19 protein-coding genes are annotated in these 17,757 nt (G+C 44.8%); 16 read left to right on the top strand and 3 right to left on the bottom strand.

What is annotated here, in order from left to right; all coding sequences use genetic code 11:
* Positions 1-14: 14 nt before the first annotated feature.
* The 3 genes from HQM15_08605 to ribD are packed head-to-tail and all read left to right on the top strand — an operon-like array spanning position 15 to position 2,871.
* On the top strand, positions 15-1,250 hold the full coding sequence (locus HQM15_08605; protein ID MBF0492827.1) for a serine hydroxymethyltransferase: 1,236 nt from the start codon (positions 15-17) through the stop codon (positions 1,248-1,250).
* A gap of 39 nt (positions 1,251-1,289) precedes the next feature.
* Complete coding sequence (nrdR, locus tag HQM15_08600) at positions 1,290-1,757, top strand: transcriptional repressor NrdR (GenBank protein ID MBF0492826.1); 468 nt, start codon at positions 1,290-1,292, stop codon at positions 1,755-1,757.
* Between the two features lie 25 nt (positions 1,758-1,782).
* A complete protein-coding gene (gene ribD, locus HQM15_08595; GenBank protein MBF0492825.1) occupies positions 1,783-2,871 on the top strand; it encodes a bifunctional diaminohydroxyphosphoribosylaminopyrimidine deaminase/5-amino-6-(5-phosphoribosylamino)uracil reductase RibD in 1,089 nt (362 codons plus the stop codon).
* Here ribD and HQM15_08590 read toward each other — a convergent pair.
* Entirely contained in the window at positions 2,868-3,254 is a 387-nt protein-coding gene (locus HQM15_08590) for a type II toxin-antitoxin system VapC family toxin (protein ID MBF0492824.1), read from the bottom strand. The genes ribD and HQM15_08590 overlap by 4 nt on opposite strands.
* Positions 3,251-3,502 carry a type II toxin-antitoxin system PrlF family antitoxin gene (locus HQM15_08585; protein MBF0492823.1) on the bottom strand — a complete coding sequence of 84 codons (252 nt, stop codon included), beginning with the start codon at positions 3,500-3,502 and terminating at the stop codon, positions 3,251-3,253. The genes HQM15_08590 and HQM15_08585 overlap by 4 nt, the downstream gene beginning before the upstream one ends.
* Before the next feature lie 118 nt (positions 3,503-3,620).
* Between HQM15_08585 and HQM15_08580 the strand changes: the two genes are divergently transcribed.
* The 13 genes from HQM15_08580 to HQM15_08520 all read left to right on the top strand — a co-directional run bounded on the left by HQM15_08580 (position 3,621) and on the right by HQM15_08520 (position 16,232).
* Complete coding sequence (locus HQM15_08580) at positions 3,621-4,223, top strand: riboflavin synthase (GenBank protein ID MBF0492822.1); 603 nt, start codon at positions 3,621-3,623, stop codon at positions 4,221-4,223.
* 29 nt (positions 4,224-4,252) lie between these two features.
* Positions 4,253-5,464, top strand: coding sequence for a bifunctional 3,4-dihydroxy-2-butanone-4-phosphate synthase/GTP cyclohydrolase II (locus tag HQM15_08575; protein ID MBF0492821.1), 1,212 nt, complete (start codon positions 4,253-4,255; stop codon positions 5,462-5,464).
* Between the two features lie 60 nt (positions 5,465-5,524).
* Complete coding sequence (locus tag HQM15_08570) at positions 5,525-5,782, top strand: AbrB/MazE/SpoVT family DNA-binding domain-containing protein (protein ID MBF0492820.1); 258 nt, start codon at positions 5,525-5,527, stop codon at positions 5,780-5,782.
* A gap of 4 nt (positions 5,783-5,786) precedes the next feature.
* The gene (locus HQM15_08565; GenBank protein ID MBF0492819.1) at positions 5,787-6,212 is read left to right on the top strand and encodes a type II toxin-antitoxin system VapC family toxin; all 426 of its coding nucleotides are present in this window, start codon (positions 5,787-5,789) and stop codon (positions 6,210-6,212) included.
* 7 nt (positions 6,213-6,219) lie between these two features.
* Positions 6,220-6,711: a 6,7-dimethyl-8-ribityllumazine synthase gene (locus HQM15_08560; GenBank protein ID MBF0492818.1), complete on the top strand. Its 492-nt coding sequence runs from the start codon at positions 6,220-6,222 to the stop codon at positions 6,709-6,711.
* Positions 6,701-7,108 carry a transcription antitermination factor NusB gene (gene nusB / locus HQM15_08555; protein ID MBF0492817.1) on the top strand — a complete coding sequence of 136 codons (408 nt, stop codon included), beginning with the start codon at positions 6,701-6,703 and terminating at the stop codon, positions 7,106-7,108. The genes HQM15_08560 and nusB overlap by 11 nt, the downstream gene beginning before the upstream one ends.
* On the top strand, positions 7,105-7,629 hold the full coding sequence (locus tag HQM15_08550; protein ID MBF0492816.1) for a hypothetical protein: 525 nt from the start codon (positions 7,105-7,107) through the stop codon (positions 7,627-7,629). Before nusB ends, HQM15_08550 begins: the two co-directional genes overlap by 4 nt.
* A 125-nt stretch (positions 7,630-7,754) precedes the next feature.
* Positions 7,755-8,678, top strand: a complete 924-nt coding sequence (locus tag HQM15_08545; protein MBF0492815.1) for an ATP-binding cassette domain-containing protein — start codon at positions 7,755-7,757, stop codon at positions 8,676-8,678.
* The gene (locus HQM15_08540) at positions 8,679-9,422 is read left to right on the top strand and encodes an ABC transporter permease (protein MBF0492814.1); all 744 of its coding nucleotides are present in this window, start codon (positions 8,679-8,681) and stop codon (positions 9,420-9,422) included.
* A gap of 103 nt (positions 9,423-9,525) precedes the next feature.
* On the top strand, positions 9,526-10,380 hold the full coding sequence (gene purU / locus HQM15_08535) for a formyltetrahydrofolate deformylase (protein MBF0492813.1): 855 nt from the start codon (positions 9,526-9,528) through the stop codon (positions 10,378-10,380).
* A 9-nt stretch (positions 10,381-10,389) separates the two neighbouring features.
* Positions 10,390-11,727: a signal recognition particle protein gene (ffh, locus tag HQM15_08530; GenBank protein MBF0492812.1), complete on the top strand. Its 1,338-nt coding sequence runs from the start codon at positions 10,390-10,392 to the stop codon at positions 11,725-11,727.
* Positions 11,728-11,739: 12 nt separating this feature from the next.
* Entirely contained in the window at positions 11,740-13,848 is a 2,109-nt protein-coding gene (locus HQM15_08525; protein ID MBF0492811.1) for a transglycosylase domain-containing protein, read from the top strand.
* 188 nt (positions 13,849-14,036) lie between these two features.
* The gene (locus tag HQM15_08520; protein ID MBF0492810.1) at positions 14,037-16,232 is read left to right on the top strand and encodes an SUMF1/EgtB/PvdO family nonheme iron enzyme; all 2,196 of its coding nucleotides are present in this window, start codon (positions 14,037-14,039) and stop codon (positions 16,230-16,232) included.
* Positions 16,233-16,292: 60 nt separating this feature from the next.
* Here the strand turns inward: HQM15_08520 and HQM15_08515 are convergent, their stop codons facing one another.
* Positions 16,293-17,507, bottom strand: coding sequence for an ATP-binding protein (locus HQM15_08515; protein ID MBF0492809.1), 1,215 nt, complete (start codon positions 17,505-17,507; stop codon positions 16,293-16,295).
* Positions 17,508-17,757 lie beyond the last annotated feature (250 nt).

Raw genomic sequence — 17,757 nt, 5'->3', positions numbered from 1 at the left:
ATAGGTTCCACTATATGTCTCTACTCCAATCTCAAGATCCTGAAATTGCCGAAGCCATCCAGTTTGAGACCGAACGACAAGAATATAAGCTCGAAATGATTGCGAGCGAGAATTTTGTCAGCAAGGCCGTGATGGAGGCCCAGGGTTCAGTGCTTACCAATAAATATGCGGAAGGCTATCCGGGAAAGCGCTATTACGGGGGCTGCGAGTATGCAGATGTGGCTGAAAATCTGGCCATCCAGCGCGCCAAAAAACTTTTTAAGGCCGATCATGTGAATGTGCAACCCCATTCGGGGTCACAGGCCAACATGGCAGTTTATTTTTCCTTCTTAAAGCCTGGAGACAAGGTCTTGGGAATGAGTCTCTCTCATGGGGGGCATCTCACCCACGGTTCTCCGGTCAACTTTTCGGGTTTTCTTTTTGATGTTTCTTCTTATGGTTTAAATAGTGAGACTGAAACCATCGATTTTAATCAAGTTCGTGATTTAGCTCTAAAGAATAAACCCAAACTCATTGTAGTAGGAGCCTCTGCTTATCCCCGTCAAATTGACTTCAAAAAATTTCGTGAAATTGCCGATGAAGTAGGTGCTCGCATCCTGGCCGATATTGCTCATGTTGCGGGTCTTGTAGCCACTGCTCTCCATCCCGATCCAGTTCCCCATTGTGAATATGTGACCACGACTACCCACAAAACCCTCCGCGGGCCTCGAGGGGGCATGATTCTGTGTCAGGAGGCCTATGCGAAAGAAGTGAACAGTAAGATTTTCCCTGGTATTCAAGGTGGACCGCTGATGCATGTGATTGCTGCAAAAGCGGTGGCATTTAGAGAAGCACTCTCTGCTGATTTCAAGGTTTATGCGGCTCAGGTGATTCAAAATGCCCAGGCCTTGGCGGTCACTCTAATGGCCAAAGATTTTCGCTTGGTTTCGGGCGGGACAGACAATCATTTAATGTTAGTAGATCTTTCTCCAAGAGGTCTTACCGGAAAAGAGGCCGAAGAGGCCTTGGGTAAGGCAGGCATTACCGTGAATAAAAACACGGTGCCCCAGGAAAAACTCTCTCCCTTTGTCACCAGCGGTATTCGTATAGGTACGCCAGCCCTGACGACTCGTGGCATGAAAGAAAATGAAATGAAGCAGATTGGAAACTGGATTTCAGACATTTTGAACGATATAAAAAATGAATCTCTTCAACAGAAGATTAAGACTGAGATCAAAGAATTTTGTAAAAAATTTCCACTGTATCTTTAATAAATTATAGCTGTTCAGGTAACGCCCTGCTGTCCACTTATGAAATGCCCTTTTTGCGCCTACATCGATACCAAAGTGATCGACTCCCGCCTTTCCAAAGAGGGTGCGGAAATTCGTCGTCGTCGTGAATGCGATGAGTGTCAAAAACGTTTTACTACCTACGAGCGTGTGGAAGAAGTTTTGCCCATGGTGGTGAAAAAGGATGGACGACGTGAGGCCTTTGACCGAGCAAAAATTATCGGAGGTCTCATGCGGGCCTGCGAGAAGCGGCCTGTTCCCGTTCAAACCGTCGAAAAAATTGTGGATCAAATCCAGGCAGACTTCATCGAACGGGGAGAAAAGGAAATCCCCTCTACCCTGATTGGCGAACGCATTATGGATGGGCTCAAAAGCCTGGATAATGTGGCCTATGTGCGCTTTGCTTCCGTTTACCGATCTTTCAAAGACATGGACGAGTTTGTCGATTTGATTAAAACACGTGAAAAAGAAGAGAAAAGTGAAAAGTAAATTTTCTGAGTTTGATCGTCTTCAAATGTCCGAAGCTATTGAGCTTGCAGGGCACGCTTTAAAAACTTCTCCCAACCCTCAAGTGGGTGCTGTTCTTTGTGTAGGAACTGAAATTTTTGCTACAGGTTTTCATCAAGCAGCGGGATGTCCTCATGCTGAAATAGAAGTTTTCAACCAATTAAAAGAAATCCCAAAGAATGCTACCCTATACGTTACGCTGGAGCCCTGTTGTCATATCGATAAACAGACAGCTCCCTGCAGCGATGCGATTCTAAAAAGTGGAATTAAAAAAGTGGTCGTAGGTTGCTTGGATCCTAATCCGGCAGTTCAAGGGAAAGGTGTTCGTCTCCTTCGTAAAAATGGACTTCTTGTAGAAGTAGGTTGTTTAAAAGAGCAATGTGAGGATTTGATTCGTCCTTTTCAAAAATGGATCACGCAAAAAAAACCTTATCTCATTTTAAAATCTGCGATGACCTTGGATGGAAAGATTGCCGACTCTCAAGGAAATTCCAAATGGATCAGCTCCAAAGAATCTCGCAAGAAAGTTCATGAACTCCGCGCAAAAGCAGATGCTATCATGGTAGGCGCTGGAACAGTAAAAGCGGATGATCCTCTTTTGACGGTAAGAGAAGTGAAAGGAGAAAATCCTCTCAGGATTATTATCGATCCAAACTTGAGTTTGAATAGTTCTTATCAGGTTTTTCAGAGCGCTAAGGAAACTCCTACTCTTTTGGTGATTCATGAAAATTTGAAAGACAAAAAGAAATTGAAAAGTTTCCGTCAAATGGGAGTCGAAATCCTTTTTTGTAAATTCAAAAAAGAAAAAATGGATTGGCAGAATTTAATGCAGCAATTGACCTCAAAAAATATCACTCAAATTTTGGTAGAAGGTGGGGCAGCTCTTTCTTCTTCTTTGCTCGAAATAGGTTTTGTGGATGAACTGCAGCTCTTTATAGCTGTTAAAATATTGGGGGGACTGGGTTTGCAGTTGTTTCAAAATTTCGAGAAAAAGAAATTGTCAGAGGCTTGTTCTTTTCAGCTAGTGGAACAAGAAAGTGTTGGGGGTGATTTGTGGATGAAGTTGTATCCATTGATACCCAAAAATGAAGCCTAGGAAAGTACTCGAAAAGTTGGAAGTTTTTTGAGGGCTTTTTCGAAAGTGACTGTGTAGTCACAAGCCTCTTGTTTATTGACCCAGCCGATGAGGCAATCGCTAAAGTCTACCTTAGTTTCGGAAAATTCTTCCAAGGCCTTCCAAACCAAGTCGCTTCTCTCAAACAGGAATTGTCGTACCCCTAAAATTTTTTGAACTACTTGTACAATGTTGTCGTGTTTTAATTTGTAACAAGATTCTAAAACCCAGACCATTTCACAGACCACAATTAAAGAAATAAACATTTCTTCCTGCTTCTCAATGAAACGCGAGGCAATTTCATGTTGAATTTTATCATCGGCCACCAGGTAACGGATGAGGATATTCGTGTCTAAACCAATCATTTGCTTCCTTTTCTTTTTCGCTCCTGGATTACCTGATTCATCTCTTCTAAAGAAACAGCAGGGCCTTTATGAAATTTTTTAAGTAGGCCCTTTAGGCTACTCACTTCAGTGTGAAGAGGTTTTAGTAAAATTTCTCCCCCCTTAGAAATGATATACTCGAGTCGGTCACCACTTTTAATTTTTAAAAAATCCCTCACTTCTAAAGGGATGGTAGTTTGGCCTTTGCTAGTCAAGGTGGATACTGACATATTGTTCCTTATTTATTAATTAGTTCCTTACTTTACAGTAAGGAATATTATAAATATTGTCAATTTGGTTTATTTTTTTATTGCCCTCCTCAATTTTATCAGGCTATCGCTTTCACCCATGTTTACCGGAATTATTGAAGGCCAGGGACAAATCACCCAAATAGAAAAATTGAAGCATTCACTTCGAATGAGTGTCCGTTCCCCATTCTCTCTTTCCAAAGAAAAACTGGGCGATTCTATAGCCGTGGATGGTTGTTGCCTGACGATCACTCAAAAAAAAGGATCTACTTTTAGTGTAGACATCTCTCCGGAAACCCTTGTTAAAACTTGTCTGGCGGACTGTCAGCAAGGGAGTTTGGTGAACTTGGAAAGAGCTCTCAGGTTGGGAGACCGGCTGGGCGGGCATTGGGTGCAAGGTCATGTGGATACGGTGGCGACTATTGGCGCTATCCGCTGGACCCAAGAAAAGGACGGTAAATATTTATGGCTCAAGATCGCTTATCCTAAAAACCTGCGAAAATATTTGGTGAGCAAAGGTTCCATCACGGTGAGTGGCGTGAGTTTGACGATTAATGATTTAAAAAAAGACACTTTTGAATTGTGCCTGATTCCTCACACCCAGAAGATGACGACATTGACAGCCAAAAAAGTGGGGGATAGGGTCAATTTAGAAGTGGATATTCTGGTAAAATATGTAGAAAGTATTCTGGGTAAATCATGAACAAACTCCCTCAAGATTTGGAATCCTTAATGAAATCGGTAGAACGTGTTGAAGTGGCCCTCGAAGAATTTCGTGCGGGTCGCATGGTGATTTTGGTGGATGATGAAGATCGGGAAAATGAGGGAGATCTTGCCTTTGCGGCGGAGAAAGTTACGCCGGAAGCCATCAACTTCATGGCCAAATATGCGCGAGGCCTCATTTGCCTGACTCTCACCCAGGAAAAAGCGCAAAGTCTGGACATGCCACTGATGGTGGATGCCCGGAATAATGATTCCGCTTTTGGCACTCCTTTTACCGTTTCGGTGGATGCCCGACAGGGCATCAGCACCGGCATTTCTGCTGCAGACCGATCTCACACCATTCAACTGGCCATTCGAGAGGATGCGAGGCCTTCTGATTTTGTTCGCCCGGGGCATATTTTCCCCTTGCGAGCGGCAGAAGGTGGGGTGTTGGTCCGCACCGGGCAAACGGAAGGCTCAGTGGATCTGGCAAGATTGGCCGGATTGAAGCCTGCGGGGGTGATCTGTGAGATCATGAACGAAGATGGAACCATGTCGCGCCGGCCCGATTTGGAAGTTTTTTCAAAAAAACATCAACTGCAGATTGTTTCGGTGGCGGATATCATTCGCTATCGTTTGAGAAATGAATCTCTGGTGTCGCGTGCCTCGGAGGCCGAGCTTCCGACTGAGCATGGAAATTTCAAAATCATCGTTTTCGATAATAAAATTGATAACCGTCATCATGTGGCTTTAGTGAAGGGAAACATTGAAGAGCAAAAAGAAGTTTTGGTTCGGGTGCATTCCGAATGCCTCACCGGAGATGCCTTTGCTTCTTATCGTTGTGATTGTGGGCCGCAGTTGCATCAGGCCATGAAGATGATAGAAGCCCAGGGGTCGGGAGTGATTTTGTATATCCGCCAGGAAGGTCGTGGTATTGGCTTGATGAATAAAATCAAGGCCTATCGTCTGCAGCAACAGGGAATGGATACGGTGGAAGCCAATGAAAAATTAGGGTTCAAGCCCGATTTGAGAGATTATGGAATTGGGGCTCAAATTTTGGTGGATTTGGGAATCAAAAAAATTCGTTTAATAACCAACAATCCCAAAAAAATTGTGGGCCTTGAGGCCTATGGTTTAGAGATGACGGAGCGGGTTCCCATTGAGATGGCTCCTCATGCCAGTAACAAAGATTATCTAAAAACCAAAAAAGATAAAATGGGGCATTTGCTGGATAAGGTTTGAATTAAAACTCTTATAATATTACCATTGAAAAATGGCGTTAATATTGCCATAATAAATCCCATGAATAATACCAATAATTTAACCACTATCGATAAGTCTGGTCGCCTCGTTCTTCCAAAAAATATTCGAGATCAATTTTTTTTAAAAGAAGGCACGATTTTAGAAATAAATGCCAAGGAGGAAGGGATTTTAATGACCCCTCAAAAACCAAAAGGAAAATTCATAAAGAAAAATGGAATTAAAGTTTTGCATATTGAGGGGGACTTGGAACCTGGTTTTTTAGAGAACCTAGTCAACGATTGCAGACAAGAAAGATAGCAAGGTGAATATTTTCTTAGATACTTCGGCTCTGGTAGCCGCTTTTGTAGACACTCATGAACGTCACAAGTTTTCCCATGCTTGGCTGAACAAAGCCTTGCATCATGTGCCTTTGATGGGGGTTCATAGTATTGCAGAAATGTTCAATAGCTTTTGTCGAATTTATTCAAAAGTCGATTATCCAGTGGATGAAGTACGAGATGTTTTTGAAAATGAACTCAAAAAATTTAAAAAAATTGTTTTAGAAGAAGAAGAGTATCGTGAAGTTATTTGTAAATTATTACATGTGGGGTTAAAAGGGTCTTTAATTTACGACGCTCTCCTCTATCAAGCTGCGTGTAAGGCTAAAGCCGATGTGCTGATTACCTTAAATGCAAAAGATTTTTTAAGATTTGATTGGGGCAAAGTAAAAATTGTCTCTCCCGAGTGAACAACCTATGCAAAAACTAAAATCTTCCTCTATTAAAAAAAATATTTCCATCGAAGGGGTGCGAGTGGGCATTGTGGTCAGTCGCTTTAATTCTCAAATTACATCCAAACTTTTGAAAGGTGCCCTGCAGGCCTTGAAAGAATCTGGTTTAGATGAAGAAGATATCCTGGTCAAAGAAGTCCCTGGTGCTTTTGAAATTCCGCTGGCCTCACAATGGATGCTAGAAAGTGGAGAGGCCAATGTGGATGCGGTGATTTGTTTGGGGGCAGTGATTCGGGGAGATACTTCGCATTATGATTATGTTTGTCAGGGAGTGACTCAGGGAATTATGCAAGTTCAGCTCAACATGGGCACCGTTTTAGGTTTTGGAATTTTAACCACCGACAATGAGCAACAAGCCCTAGATCGCTGTCGAGAGGATGATTCAAACAAAGGTTATGAAGCCGCAAAAGTGGTGCTAGAAATGCTTGCCTTGGAAGATGAGTTCTATGGGGAATAGAAGAAAGGCTCGCGAGGCCGCCTTACAACTTTTATATCCGATTGATTTGGGAAAATTTTCTCCCCAGGAGCTTTTTCCTTTGTTCTGGAAAAACCAAGCTGAGGAGGAAGGAACCCGGGATTTTACGGAACACCTAGTCTTGGGTGTCACCCACAATTTAAAAGAGATAGACGAGTTACTCGAAAAACATTCTACTCACTGGAAGCTTTCACGCATGTCTATTGTCGACAGAAATATTTTACGTATGGCCGTGTACGAAATTTTATACTGTGAAGATATTCCAAAAAGTGTCACCTTGAATGAAGCAATTGATATCGGAAAAAAATTTGGTACAGAAGATTCGGGGGCCTTTATCAACGGCGTACTGGATAACCTGGCAAAAGGAGTAAAAAATTGATTCGTCTTAGCATTTGCAATACTCCCATGGATTTAGTGGATACCGATCTTTTACTGGTGACGACCTACCTGGACGATCGTCCTCTGAAAGGGAGTGTCGGCCTGATGGATTGGCGATTCAATGGGAGTCTTTCCAGACTCATTCTCAAATCCCGTTTTTCGGGTGAGCGGGGAGAAGCTTTACTAATGCCTACCTGGGGTCGTGTGGAGGCCAACGAATTGATGCTACTGGGAATTGGCGAAAAAAATAAAATTCATGATCCAGACATCCCTCATTTGGTGGGAATGATGGTCGATAAAATTTTGCAAAAGGGAAATACCTCCTTTGCCCTCTCTATTTCCGATTTTATCAGTGGGATGTTCGAGTGGAGAAATGCAGTCAGGTTGTTTATGTCGATGATTGCAGGCAATAAAGAAGACCTCAGTGTTACTTTGGTAGAAGATAAGGCCTTCGTGGAAGATGCCAAGGCGCGCCATATGGATTTTTCTTATGATGTACAGGTGCATTATCAGCTGAATTAACCTCGTACTCAGTCACCGACAAATTGACGACCCGCTGTAATCAATGTGACTGTGCGTTAATTATTGGATCATAATGTTTGTTTTTCTTTCTTGAATCAGCGTCTTCCCTATGCTGTAAGCAAGGGATGAGTATCATCATCCAGGCCCAAAACCTGACCAAGCGCTATGCCGGTTTCCTGGCAGTTGACCATATCAATTTTGAAATTCAAGAAGGCCAATGCTTTGGTTTTCTGGGGCCTAACGGGGCGGGAAAGAGTTCTACCCTCAAGATGATCTACTGTTTTTCATCCGTCACGGACGGGGATTTGTGGGTGCTGGGAAAGAACGTCACTCGAGAGGCCTCGGCGATCAAGCGAGAGATGGGCGTGGTGCCGCAGGAAGACAATCTGGACCCCGATCTTTCGGTGTTCGACAACCTGCTCATCTATGCCAATTATTTTGATATTCCACACGCTGAAGCGAAAAAACGTGCGGAGGAGCTGCTCGATTTTCTGCAACTCTCCGAAAAAAAGAAGGAGCATATCAAAAAACTTTCCGGCGGAATGAAGCGTCGTTTGGTGATTGCCCGGGCGCTCATCAATAAACCCAAAATTTTAATCCTTGATGAACCGACGACGGGCCTTGACCCCCAAGCGCGCCATCTCATCTGGAACAAATTGCGCAGCCTCAAAAAACTGGGAGTCACCCTGGTGCTGACGACGCATTATATGGAAGAGGCCGCTCAACTTTGCGATACCCTGGTGATGATGGATAAAGGAAAGATTCTGACTCAAGGTCTGCCTTCTGTATTGGTGAAGGAATGGGTAGGAAACGAAGTGTACGAAATCAGGGCCCCCAAACCGCTTTTAGAATCTCTCAGCGCGCGCTTTGTTCAAGAGGCCTTTGAATGTGAAAGGGGAGAAGAGGTCCTTTATGTGTTTGTGAGAGAAGGGCAGAAAATCAACGAAGAATTGCATCAATTGTTTGCCCATCATCCCTATCTGCATCGCATGGCCAATTTAGAAGATGTTTTTTTGAGGGTGGCAGGAAGGGATTTGAAGGAATTTTAAATGCTCAAAATCTGTTACCGAAATTACAAAGTCTGGTCTCGCTACATCGGTTCCTCTCTGGTCGCTAATCTTGGCGAACCCTTGCTGTATCTGCTCGCGATGGGTTTTGGAGTCGGGCATTATGTGCAACAAATCGACGGAAGGCCTTATCCGCAGTTTATTGCTCCGGCCCTGGTGGTGGTGGCCATCATGAATGCGGCCACCTTTGAAACCACTTTTTCTTCCTACACGCGCCTGGCCGTGCAAAAAACCTTTGATGCCATGGCGGTCACACCTCTTTCGGTTCGCGATATTGTCTTTGGGGAAATTTTATGGGCGGCCATCAAGGGGATGTTTTCGGCAGTTATCATTATGGCAGTGCTTGCCAGCTTTGGCTTAATCAGAAGCCCTTGGGCCCTGATGGCGCTGCCCTTGGGCTTTGTCGAAGGCCTACTCTTTGCGGCGATTGGCTTACTGGTTTCGGCCTATGCCAATGGTTACGAGGTGTTTAACTACTATTTTACGCTCTTTGTCTCACCGATGTTTTTATTCTCGGGTACTTTTTTTCCGCTCAATCACATGCCCAATCTGGTGCAAAAGTTGGCCTGGATTTTTCCCCTCACTTATGCCTCTCAGGGGGCGAGGGAGGTGTTTTTTGCTATGCCGGGCAAGGTTTATTTTAAGTCATTTTTTTGCCTGTTGCTGATGATGATTCCTCTCACCTATTGGGTTTTGAAGAAGATGGAGAGGAAGTTGATTGTTTGAAAAGAAAGGTGGATAAAGCATCTGAGACGTATTCATTCACAAATTGCGAAACAGGTTTTGAAAGTGCTACAGGAAATGTTTCTGCCTCAGCGAGTCGAATTTTATGAATAAAAAAGCCGTACTCCTCCTTGTCTGCCGCGATGAACCGGGTATTGTCTCCAGGGTTTCCAATTTCATTTTTCAAAATGGCGGAAATATTTTGGATTCGGATCAGCATTGTGATTTGGAGACTCAAACTTTTTTTCTGCGCATTGAATGGAGTTTGGAGAATTTCAAACTGTCACGCGAAGCGGCTCAAAGGCAGATCGAGGCTCTTACCCAGTCCTTTCGCATTAGCACCCAATTAAAATATAACGATTCTCTTGCTCGCCTGGCGCTTTTCGTTTCGAAATATCCCCATTGCCTCTACGACTTGCTGGTCCGTCATCAGCTGGGGGAGCTTGAAGTGGAAATTCCTCTCATTATCAGTAATCACTCCGAGTTAAAATCGGTGGCGCAGCATTTTAAGATTCCTTTTCATGTCCTTTCGGTAAATGCCCAAAATAAAACCCAAGCGGAGGCGGCACAAATAAAATTACTGCAAGATCATCAGATCGATTTCATCGTCCTTGCCCGTTACATGCAGGTGCTATCTGCAGACTTCATTTCAAAATATTCTCATCGCATTATTAATATTCATCATTCCTTTTTGCCGGCCTTTGTGGGTGCAAAACCTTATCATCAGGCCTATGCCCGGGGAGTGAAGGTGATTGGTGCCACCAGCCACTATGTGACCGAGGAAGTAGACCAGGGGCCTATCATCGCCCAACAAGTGGCAGAAGTGTCCCACCGCGATCGCGTGGAAGATCTGGTTCGAAAAGGGCGTGACTTGGAACGCTCGGCCCTGGCGCATGCCGTGCGTATGCATGTACAGCATCGGGTACTGGCTTATAAAAATAAAACCATTGTGTTTGAATAAAGGCATTTTATGTTTGATCAACTCAGCCAAAAATTTACAAAAGTTTTAGATAAAATGCGGGGTCTATCCCGCATCGATGAAAAAAATACGGATGATGCCCTTCGCGAAGTGCGGCTTTCACTGCTTGAAGCCGATGTACATTTCAAGGTGGTGAAAGAATTTACCGATGCCGTAAAAGTGCGGGCCTTGGGGCAAGAGGTGATGAAATCTCTCACACCGGGCCAGATGTTGGTCAAAATAGTTCACGAAGAACTCATCAAAGTTTTAGGTGAAACCCAGGAAATCAATCTTGCTTTCAAACCCCCGGTTGTTATTTTGCTAGCGGGTTTGCAAGGGGCAGGGAAGACCACTAGCGCCGCCAAGCTGGCCTTGTATCTGCGCGATAAAAAAAAGCGTACGCCTTATCTGGTGCCTGCCGACGTGAATCGTCCGGCAGCTATCGAACAACTTAAAACTTTGGCTGATAAACTCAACATTGCTGTTTACCCCACCAAAACCAGCGACGATCCGGTGAAGATTGCCCGCATTGCTCGTGATTATGCCGCCGATTTTGGCTACGATACCGTGATTATCGATACCGCAGGACGTTTGCATATCGATGACATCCTGATGAAAGAGCTGAATAAAATTTGTAGCAAGGTTGAAGTTCAACAAAAAATTCTGGTGGTCGATTCGATGACCGGGCAAGAAGCGGTGAAGGTGGCGCAAAATTTTAATGCCACCATTCCTCTCGATGGAGTGATTCTCACAAAGACCGACGGCGATGCCCGCGGTGGCGCGGCCTTGTCGCTGCGTCATGTGCTGGGCAAACCGATTTTCTTTTTAGGCGTAGGCGAGAAGCCGACTGAGTTTGAGCAATTTCATCCCGACCGCATGGCTTCGCGCATCCTGGGAATGGGCGATGTGCTTTCGCTCATTGAACAGGCTCAGCAAAATATCGATTTGGATCTAGCCAAAGAAATGACGGATCGGGTGCTTAAAAAGGGATTCACCCTCCTCGATTTTCAATCGCAGCTGGGCCAGATGAAAAAAATGGGTTCCTTGGAAAAAATGGCGGGGATGATTCCTGGCGTTTCCAAAATGAAGGCAGATATCAATTTTGGCGATTTAGAAACCGATCTCAAAAAGAAGGCGGCGATTTTAAATTCGATGACGCGCAAAGAAAAATTGAATCCTAAAATTTTAAATGGAAACCGGCGATTGAGAATAGCGAAAGGTAGCGGCACCCAAGTGGCTGAGGTAAATCGTCTGTTGAAGGAATTTGAACAGATGAAGGGGATGATGGATAAGTTTGGCAATATGAGTTTTAAGGGGATGAAGCAGTTGGCGGGGAGGTTTGGGTTTTAAAATTCAAATTTTATGCTCACTACCCACCGCTTTCTTTTTTTAATATTAATTTTCCTGTTTACCACATCTTACTTCCTCGAAAAAATTCGCCACTCTCCCAACCCTCGCCAAAATATTTATATCCTCGATACAGAAAATCAAACTCTGGCCCAACAAAGTAGCGAGCGCTTTGGTTACAGGCAGTGGAAACCCTTGGAGCAAATTCATCCCCAGCTTGTTCAGGCCTTGTTGAATCAGGAAGACCATCGCTTTTATGGGCATCTTGGAATTGATCCTTTTGCCATCGGTCGTGCGCTGTGGGTAAATTTAAAATCGCTGCGTCTGGTGCAAGGGGCTTCTACGCTGACTCAGCAATATTCCAAAATGTTACTCGAAAACTATTTGGGCCATCGGGTTTCCAGAAATCTGTTTTGGAAAATGATGGAAAGTTTTTTGGCCTTCGATTGCGAGTTGCATTATACGAAACAGGAAATTTTAGAACGCTATCTCAATAATGCCTATCTGGGACATCGGCTTTATGGCGTGGAAGCCGCGTCAAAGGCCTATTTCGGAAAACCTAATCTGTTGCTGAATGACGAAGAAATAAAAACTTTAGCGCGTCATTTTAAGCGGCCCGAGGCAGTGCAGGAAATCAAAGAAAAACCAAGCCTCAATAATGCCTCTCCCCATTTGCTGGCCTGGCTTAAAAATAAGGCCCAAATTCAAGCCGCTCAGCCCGATGCCGATCTTGTGTTTCAATCCACCCTCAATAAAGACCTGCAAAAAAAAGCCTCTGAAATTGTGCAAGAAGGCGTGCAGGAACTGCAGAAGAGCGACCCTCAAATTCAGGCAGCCCTGGTGGTGATTGATGTGCAAAGCTCTTCGCTTCAGGCGCTGGTAGGTTCTGCAAACTTTTTTGAATCCCGGGAAGGCGCGCAGGTCAACCATGCCCTCGCTTTGCGCCAGCCCGGTTCCACCCTCAAACCTTTTACTTACTTTCTAGCCTTTGAACATGGGCGTTTCCCTTCTGATTTGGTGGTTGATGCGCCTTATCATTTTTATCAATTGGAAGATGTGGCCTATAGCCCCCGTAATTTTGATAGGCGTTATCACGGGGTACTTACCTTACGCGAAGCCCTGGCGAATTCTTTCAACATCCCTGCCGTACTTACCCTCGAAGAAATGGGTACTTCCTATTATCTGGATTTACTGCATGAGTTTGGTTTTAGATCTCTCGATGAATCTCCCGCCCACTATGGCTTGGCGCTCACCTTGGGTTCGGGCTCAGTCACTTTATTGGAGTTGAGCAATGCCTACGCCGCTTTGGCCCGAGGCGGGGAATTTCGTGAATTGATTATAGATGCAAGATCCTCGACCTTGTCATTCCAGCGAGGGCGGGATGACAAAGGTGATTACGAAAGCGGCCCCAAAAAACAGGCGGCCTTTTTAGTGACCAGTATTCTGAGTGATTCTGAAGCGCGCCGCCTGGCCTTTGGAGATGCGGACTTGATGAATATTGAAGAGAAAAAAGTAGCCATTAAAACTGGCACTTCGCATGATTCCAGGGATGCCTGGGCTATGGGTTATAGCCCTCGTTATGTGGTAGGTGTTTGGGTGGGGCATACCGATAATAGCCCCATGCCGGGTTTTACCGGAGCCCAGGCGGCGGTTCCTTTATGGCATCAAATCATGCAATTTCTGGAAGAAGGAAAAGAAGCTCAATATTTTAATCGCCCTGCAAACCTGGTCCAAAAGGCAATTTGCGAAGATGAAGTGTGTCAAAAAGTGGGTTTGGAATGGCTGCCTCAAAACCAGGAAAACCTGTCTGCAAAAGCCCCGCACGAAAGTTTACGCTTTATTCGTCCCACCGATGGGGCACATTATTTGTTTGATCTCCACAAGAAAAAAGAAGATCAAAAAATTTTATGCGAATTGAAAATCCCCGAGGCCATACAGAAAAAATATAAGGGGACAGAAACCAAAATCACCTGGATGCTGGATGGTGAGTTCTTGAGGCAGAGCAAAATGAGTGAGAACAAGTTTTTTTTGAGTCTAAATCCGGGAACTCATGAGCTGAAGGCCTTTGTGGGAGAGGAAAAGGCGAGGCGAGTGAGGATGAAGGTGAGTGAGATTGAGAGGTAATTGAGTTTTTGAAAAAAACTTATTTACTCAGATTACGCGATTTTTCATCCCCCACCCTCTCCCTCGACGGGAGAGTGTGCATAATAGAAATAAATCCTTTTTTGAAAAGATTACACAACAATTTCTATTCTGTGCCGATAAGCTTTTAGAACTGAAAGATTGACTATTCTCTTAAGGCTTAAAAACTTATGGTTACAATCAACAGAACTACGCAAGCATTAACATTGGTTATAAATAGCGCTGATCTAGCCGTACATCAAGGCGCTGAAGCCTCTGTATCCGCAAATGCTGTCCCTGAATTTTCTCCTTTGAGCCCAATCTTGGGCGCCTTGCGCCGAGCCAAACATTCCCTGTTTTCCTCTCTGTATTCTTCCGTAGGATCGGGTCTCTGTGCCCGACCGGCATTGGAGTTTTTCGATCAGGAAATCTGTACCCAATCTTTTGCTCTACAGCTGGGGATAGCGGTGGCTGCCGGAATCCCCGCCGGCTTCGCAGGAAGGGCTGCCGGCCAAGGTCTGATTGCCTTTGTCGGCAATAACGCACTCGGTAGAGTGGCCGCATTCTGTATTCGTATTCCCGTCACGCACCTGGTGAATCAATATCTTTCCGGAAACATCCAGGCCTATTTGTCCCATCAGTCCTATTCGTCCAACTCATTTTCGGCCCAAGATTTACTCAGCATGGGTAACCTGGGAGCCGCGGAGGTGCTGGGCCATGCGCTGGGCGGAAGCACAGGTAGCTTTATTTTAGGAAGATTGATCGGTGGGGCGACGAATTGTGTGGCAACAGGACTAGAGATCTTCGCGGGGCATCAAATCAATAAAGTCTCACGCCAGATTTTACATCGCAATGTATTTGAAGCCGTGGAGCAAAGAGAAGTTTGGAGAGATGCCTTGAACTGGCGAGAGCTGATCAAAAATAGTGTAACGGATGCGGCTTTTTGTGTGGGGCATGGGATGTTTGCAGTTGGAAGTCATCTTCTTCGTAGGGTTGGGCCTCCGTGCCCGACCGCAAATGGTGACGGGCGGCCACAGAGGGCCGCCCCTACGGTAGAATCCCCCAGCTGCCAAGACTTCATCGAGTTTGCAGGCCGAATCCCAGAGATTTGGCATCAAACACAGCTGCAAACCTTGATGCTGGCGATGGGAGCGGTGGGGGAGGGGGGAATTGGTCCGAGAACACGAGGAACACGAGAGGACCTTTCGGTTTATCAAGGAGATCTTGCTGATTTGCAAAGACGCCTGGCAACAACCAGAAGAGGGGATGAACGGCGAGAGGTGGAGAAATTGATTACTGAGACAGAGGCCAAAATTGCAGAGCTGGAAAGGGTGCTCGGTGTAAACGCGCTTGCCAAGGCGCATCCTCTTTCACAACTAATGAGCTTCGTTCGAATTCTCGGGGGTAGATTTAGAATGGGCGAAGAAGGCCCTGATGCTTATTTAGATAAACGCCCTGTTCAAGAGCTTAGTCTGCCTGATTTTGGTATGACTGAAACCGTGGTGACGAATGCGGCCTTTGAGCTTTATCAAAGAGAGATGTCAAAAACACCTTACGCGCTTATTGCCACAGAAAAAGGAAATCCCTTTTGTTGGGTCGTGGGTCGTTTTGAAACAGAAGAGGATGCCCAGGCTTATTTTAATGAAGTCATTAAGGGGGAAGCTGTCACTGTAGAAGCGGCTTTGCAGGCAATTATCGAATGTTGTGGAAATGATGACCAGGCCCGGGCATTTTTTTCAAACAGGCAATTCGATCTCAATCGATATGATCAAGGGAATCCCACTGAATATCCCAATGGATTACGCATCGAACGAGTCGTGCCAACAGTTAGAAAAATAGCCAACCCAGTCCTCCCAGTAAACAGACCCAACCAACCCGCTCATGTAAGCTGGGTAGGGGCCTTGGGCTTTTGTGATTGGGCGGGAAGAATACTCACGGGGCAGCCGGGCCGCCTACCCAGCGCCGCAGAGGCTGAGTTTGTAAGGAGAGGGGGAGTTGATCCTCAAACGAAACAATGCCGCAATTTTAAATATGGGACCAGTGATGGACAAGCACCGAATGCAGAGAATGCTGATTTTAATCGACGATGGGAGGATGGGCCCTTAGAGGTGGATGCAGTTCCTCCTGGCCCCTTGGGAGTTAGGATCAATGGAGTCTTGGAGTGGTGCAATGGTTGGTATCGAACAAGGTTAGAGGGACTGGCCAAGACAACAGCAGGGTTTCGAAATCCGGTAATAATTAATGGTTCTATTAAACGCGAGCTGCGTGGTTTTACCTGGGACTTCAAACGTGCCGAGAACGCGCTGGCGGCCCGTCGGGACAGTCGCTCGCCTAATCTTGGCGCAAGAGATACCGGTTTTCGTGTTGTTGTAGCACCTCGGGACTAAAAATCAGATGACAGAAATTGATTTTGAGTTGCAGGTGGAACTGAAAAAGGTTTTTTTAAGTCAAACCAGACCCGCCAAAAACCGATCGGCACTCATCACCCAAGCTTTTTGAGTCTCCGTGGTCTTTTTGAAATACACATTTGGAGTAGAAACAATTTGAAACACATGCTCAGGCTTCAACAGATCAGAATAATAAAGCAGGTCTTTGGAAACCGCTTGATCACTCAGTTTGGCTTCAATCAATACCCAGGGTTTTTCATTTTTTAGAAGGATGAAATCCACTTCCCGCTTATTTTTATCTCGTAAGTAATGAAGTGAAAGTTTTGCCAGACCAAAATCATTATAGAGGGAGACGAATTTTTTGAGATGAACTGCAACCAGGTTTTCGAACCTTTTTCCTTCGTCTTCTAGTTCTCTCCAATTCCATAAAAAAACCTTCTTTTCTTTCTTGATCGCCCTGGCCATTTTTTTCGAATAAGGCGAAATGCAAAAAAGATAATAAACCCGCTCCAAAATGTGGATCCAATTTTGAATCGTTTTAAAAGTGGTTTCAATATCCTGAGTGAGGGAGTTGATGGAAAGGGGCGAGCCCACTCGTTCGGGTAATAGATGAAATAAATGTTCCATCATGCCCAACTCTTTTACACTGCTTAAATCCCGTACGTCTTGTCGGAGGACCAGCTCTCTTCGCAGGTTTTCCCATTGCTGGTAATAGGCCTCATCTTTTTTGAGATAAGGATCTGGAAAACCGGAGTAGTTCCATAAGTTTTCATAGAGAATTCGGGCTTTTTTATTTTCCTCAAAATTTTGAAACTGTTTTGAAAGGGGAGTGAGGCCATTCTCCAGCAGTTCGCCTACGCTTAAGGGAAGAAGGTGATAAATGAAAAAGCGTCCAAATAAACTGTCTGAGCCTTTTTTATAGACGTCCAAGCGGCCGCTGCCGGTGATTAAAAAATCCACTTCCGGATAAAATCGATCGTAAACTCCCTTTAAAAAATTTTTCCAGCGAGAATACTTATGAATTTCATCAAAAACGACTAAAGGTTGTTTTGCAGAGGGAAAATCTTTTTCGAAAGAATAGGCATCTTTCAATAACTTCTTTTTTTGATAGGCATCGTCCCAATTGTAATAAAGGGGAGAACAGGAATGCTCTTTAAGAAGTGCCTTTGCCAGAAAGGTTTTTCCTGCCTGCCGTGGCCCCACGAGAAAGGCCATTTTGTGGTGAGGGAAGTGTCTTTCTTCCAACAATTGAAAAAGTGAGCGTTTGGGGAGCATGCAGACTATTTTGGATAGAACTCCAAAAAAGTCCAGACTATTTTGGATAGAGCTCCAAAAAAGTCCTATATTTGTACCCGTTGATTTTTAATTGCACTCTTCATTTTAATCAGGTTATCGCCTCGTCTATGTTTACTGGAATTATCGAGAGTCAAGGTCAGATTACTGAGCCTTCGGGGAGTTATTAAGGATCCCCTAGGACTTGATTTTTAATTTTCCAGCCTTTATCCTCCACGCTTTTAGGTAAGTT

It is taken from the genome of Deltaproteobacteria bacterium, from assembly GCA_015233135.1.
In the GTDB taxonomy this organism is placed as follows: domain Bacteria; phylum UBA10199; class UBA10199; order JADFYH01; family JADFYH01; genus JADFYH01.
The sequence above is the reverse complement of the archived record's forward strand: the minus strand, read 5'-3'. Positions and strand labels throughout refer to the sequence as shown.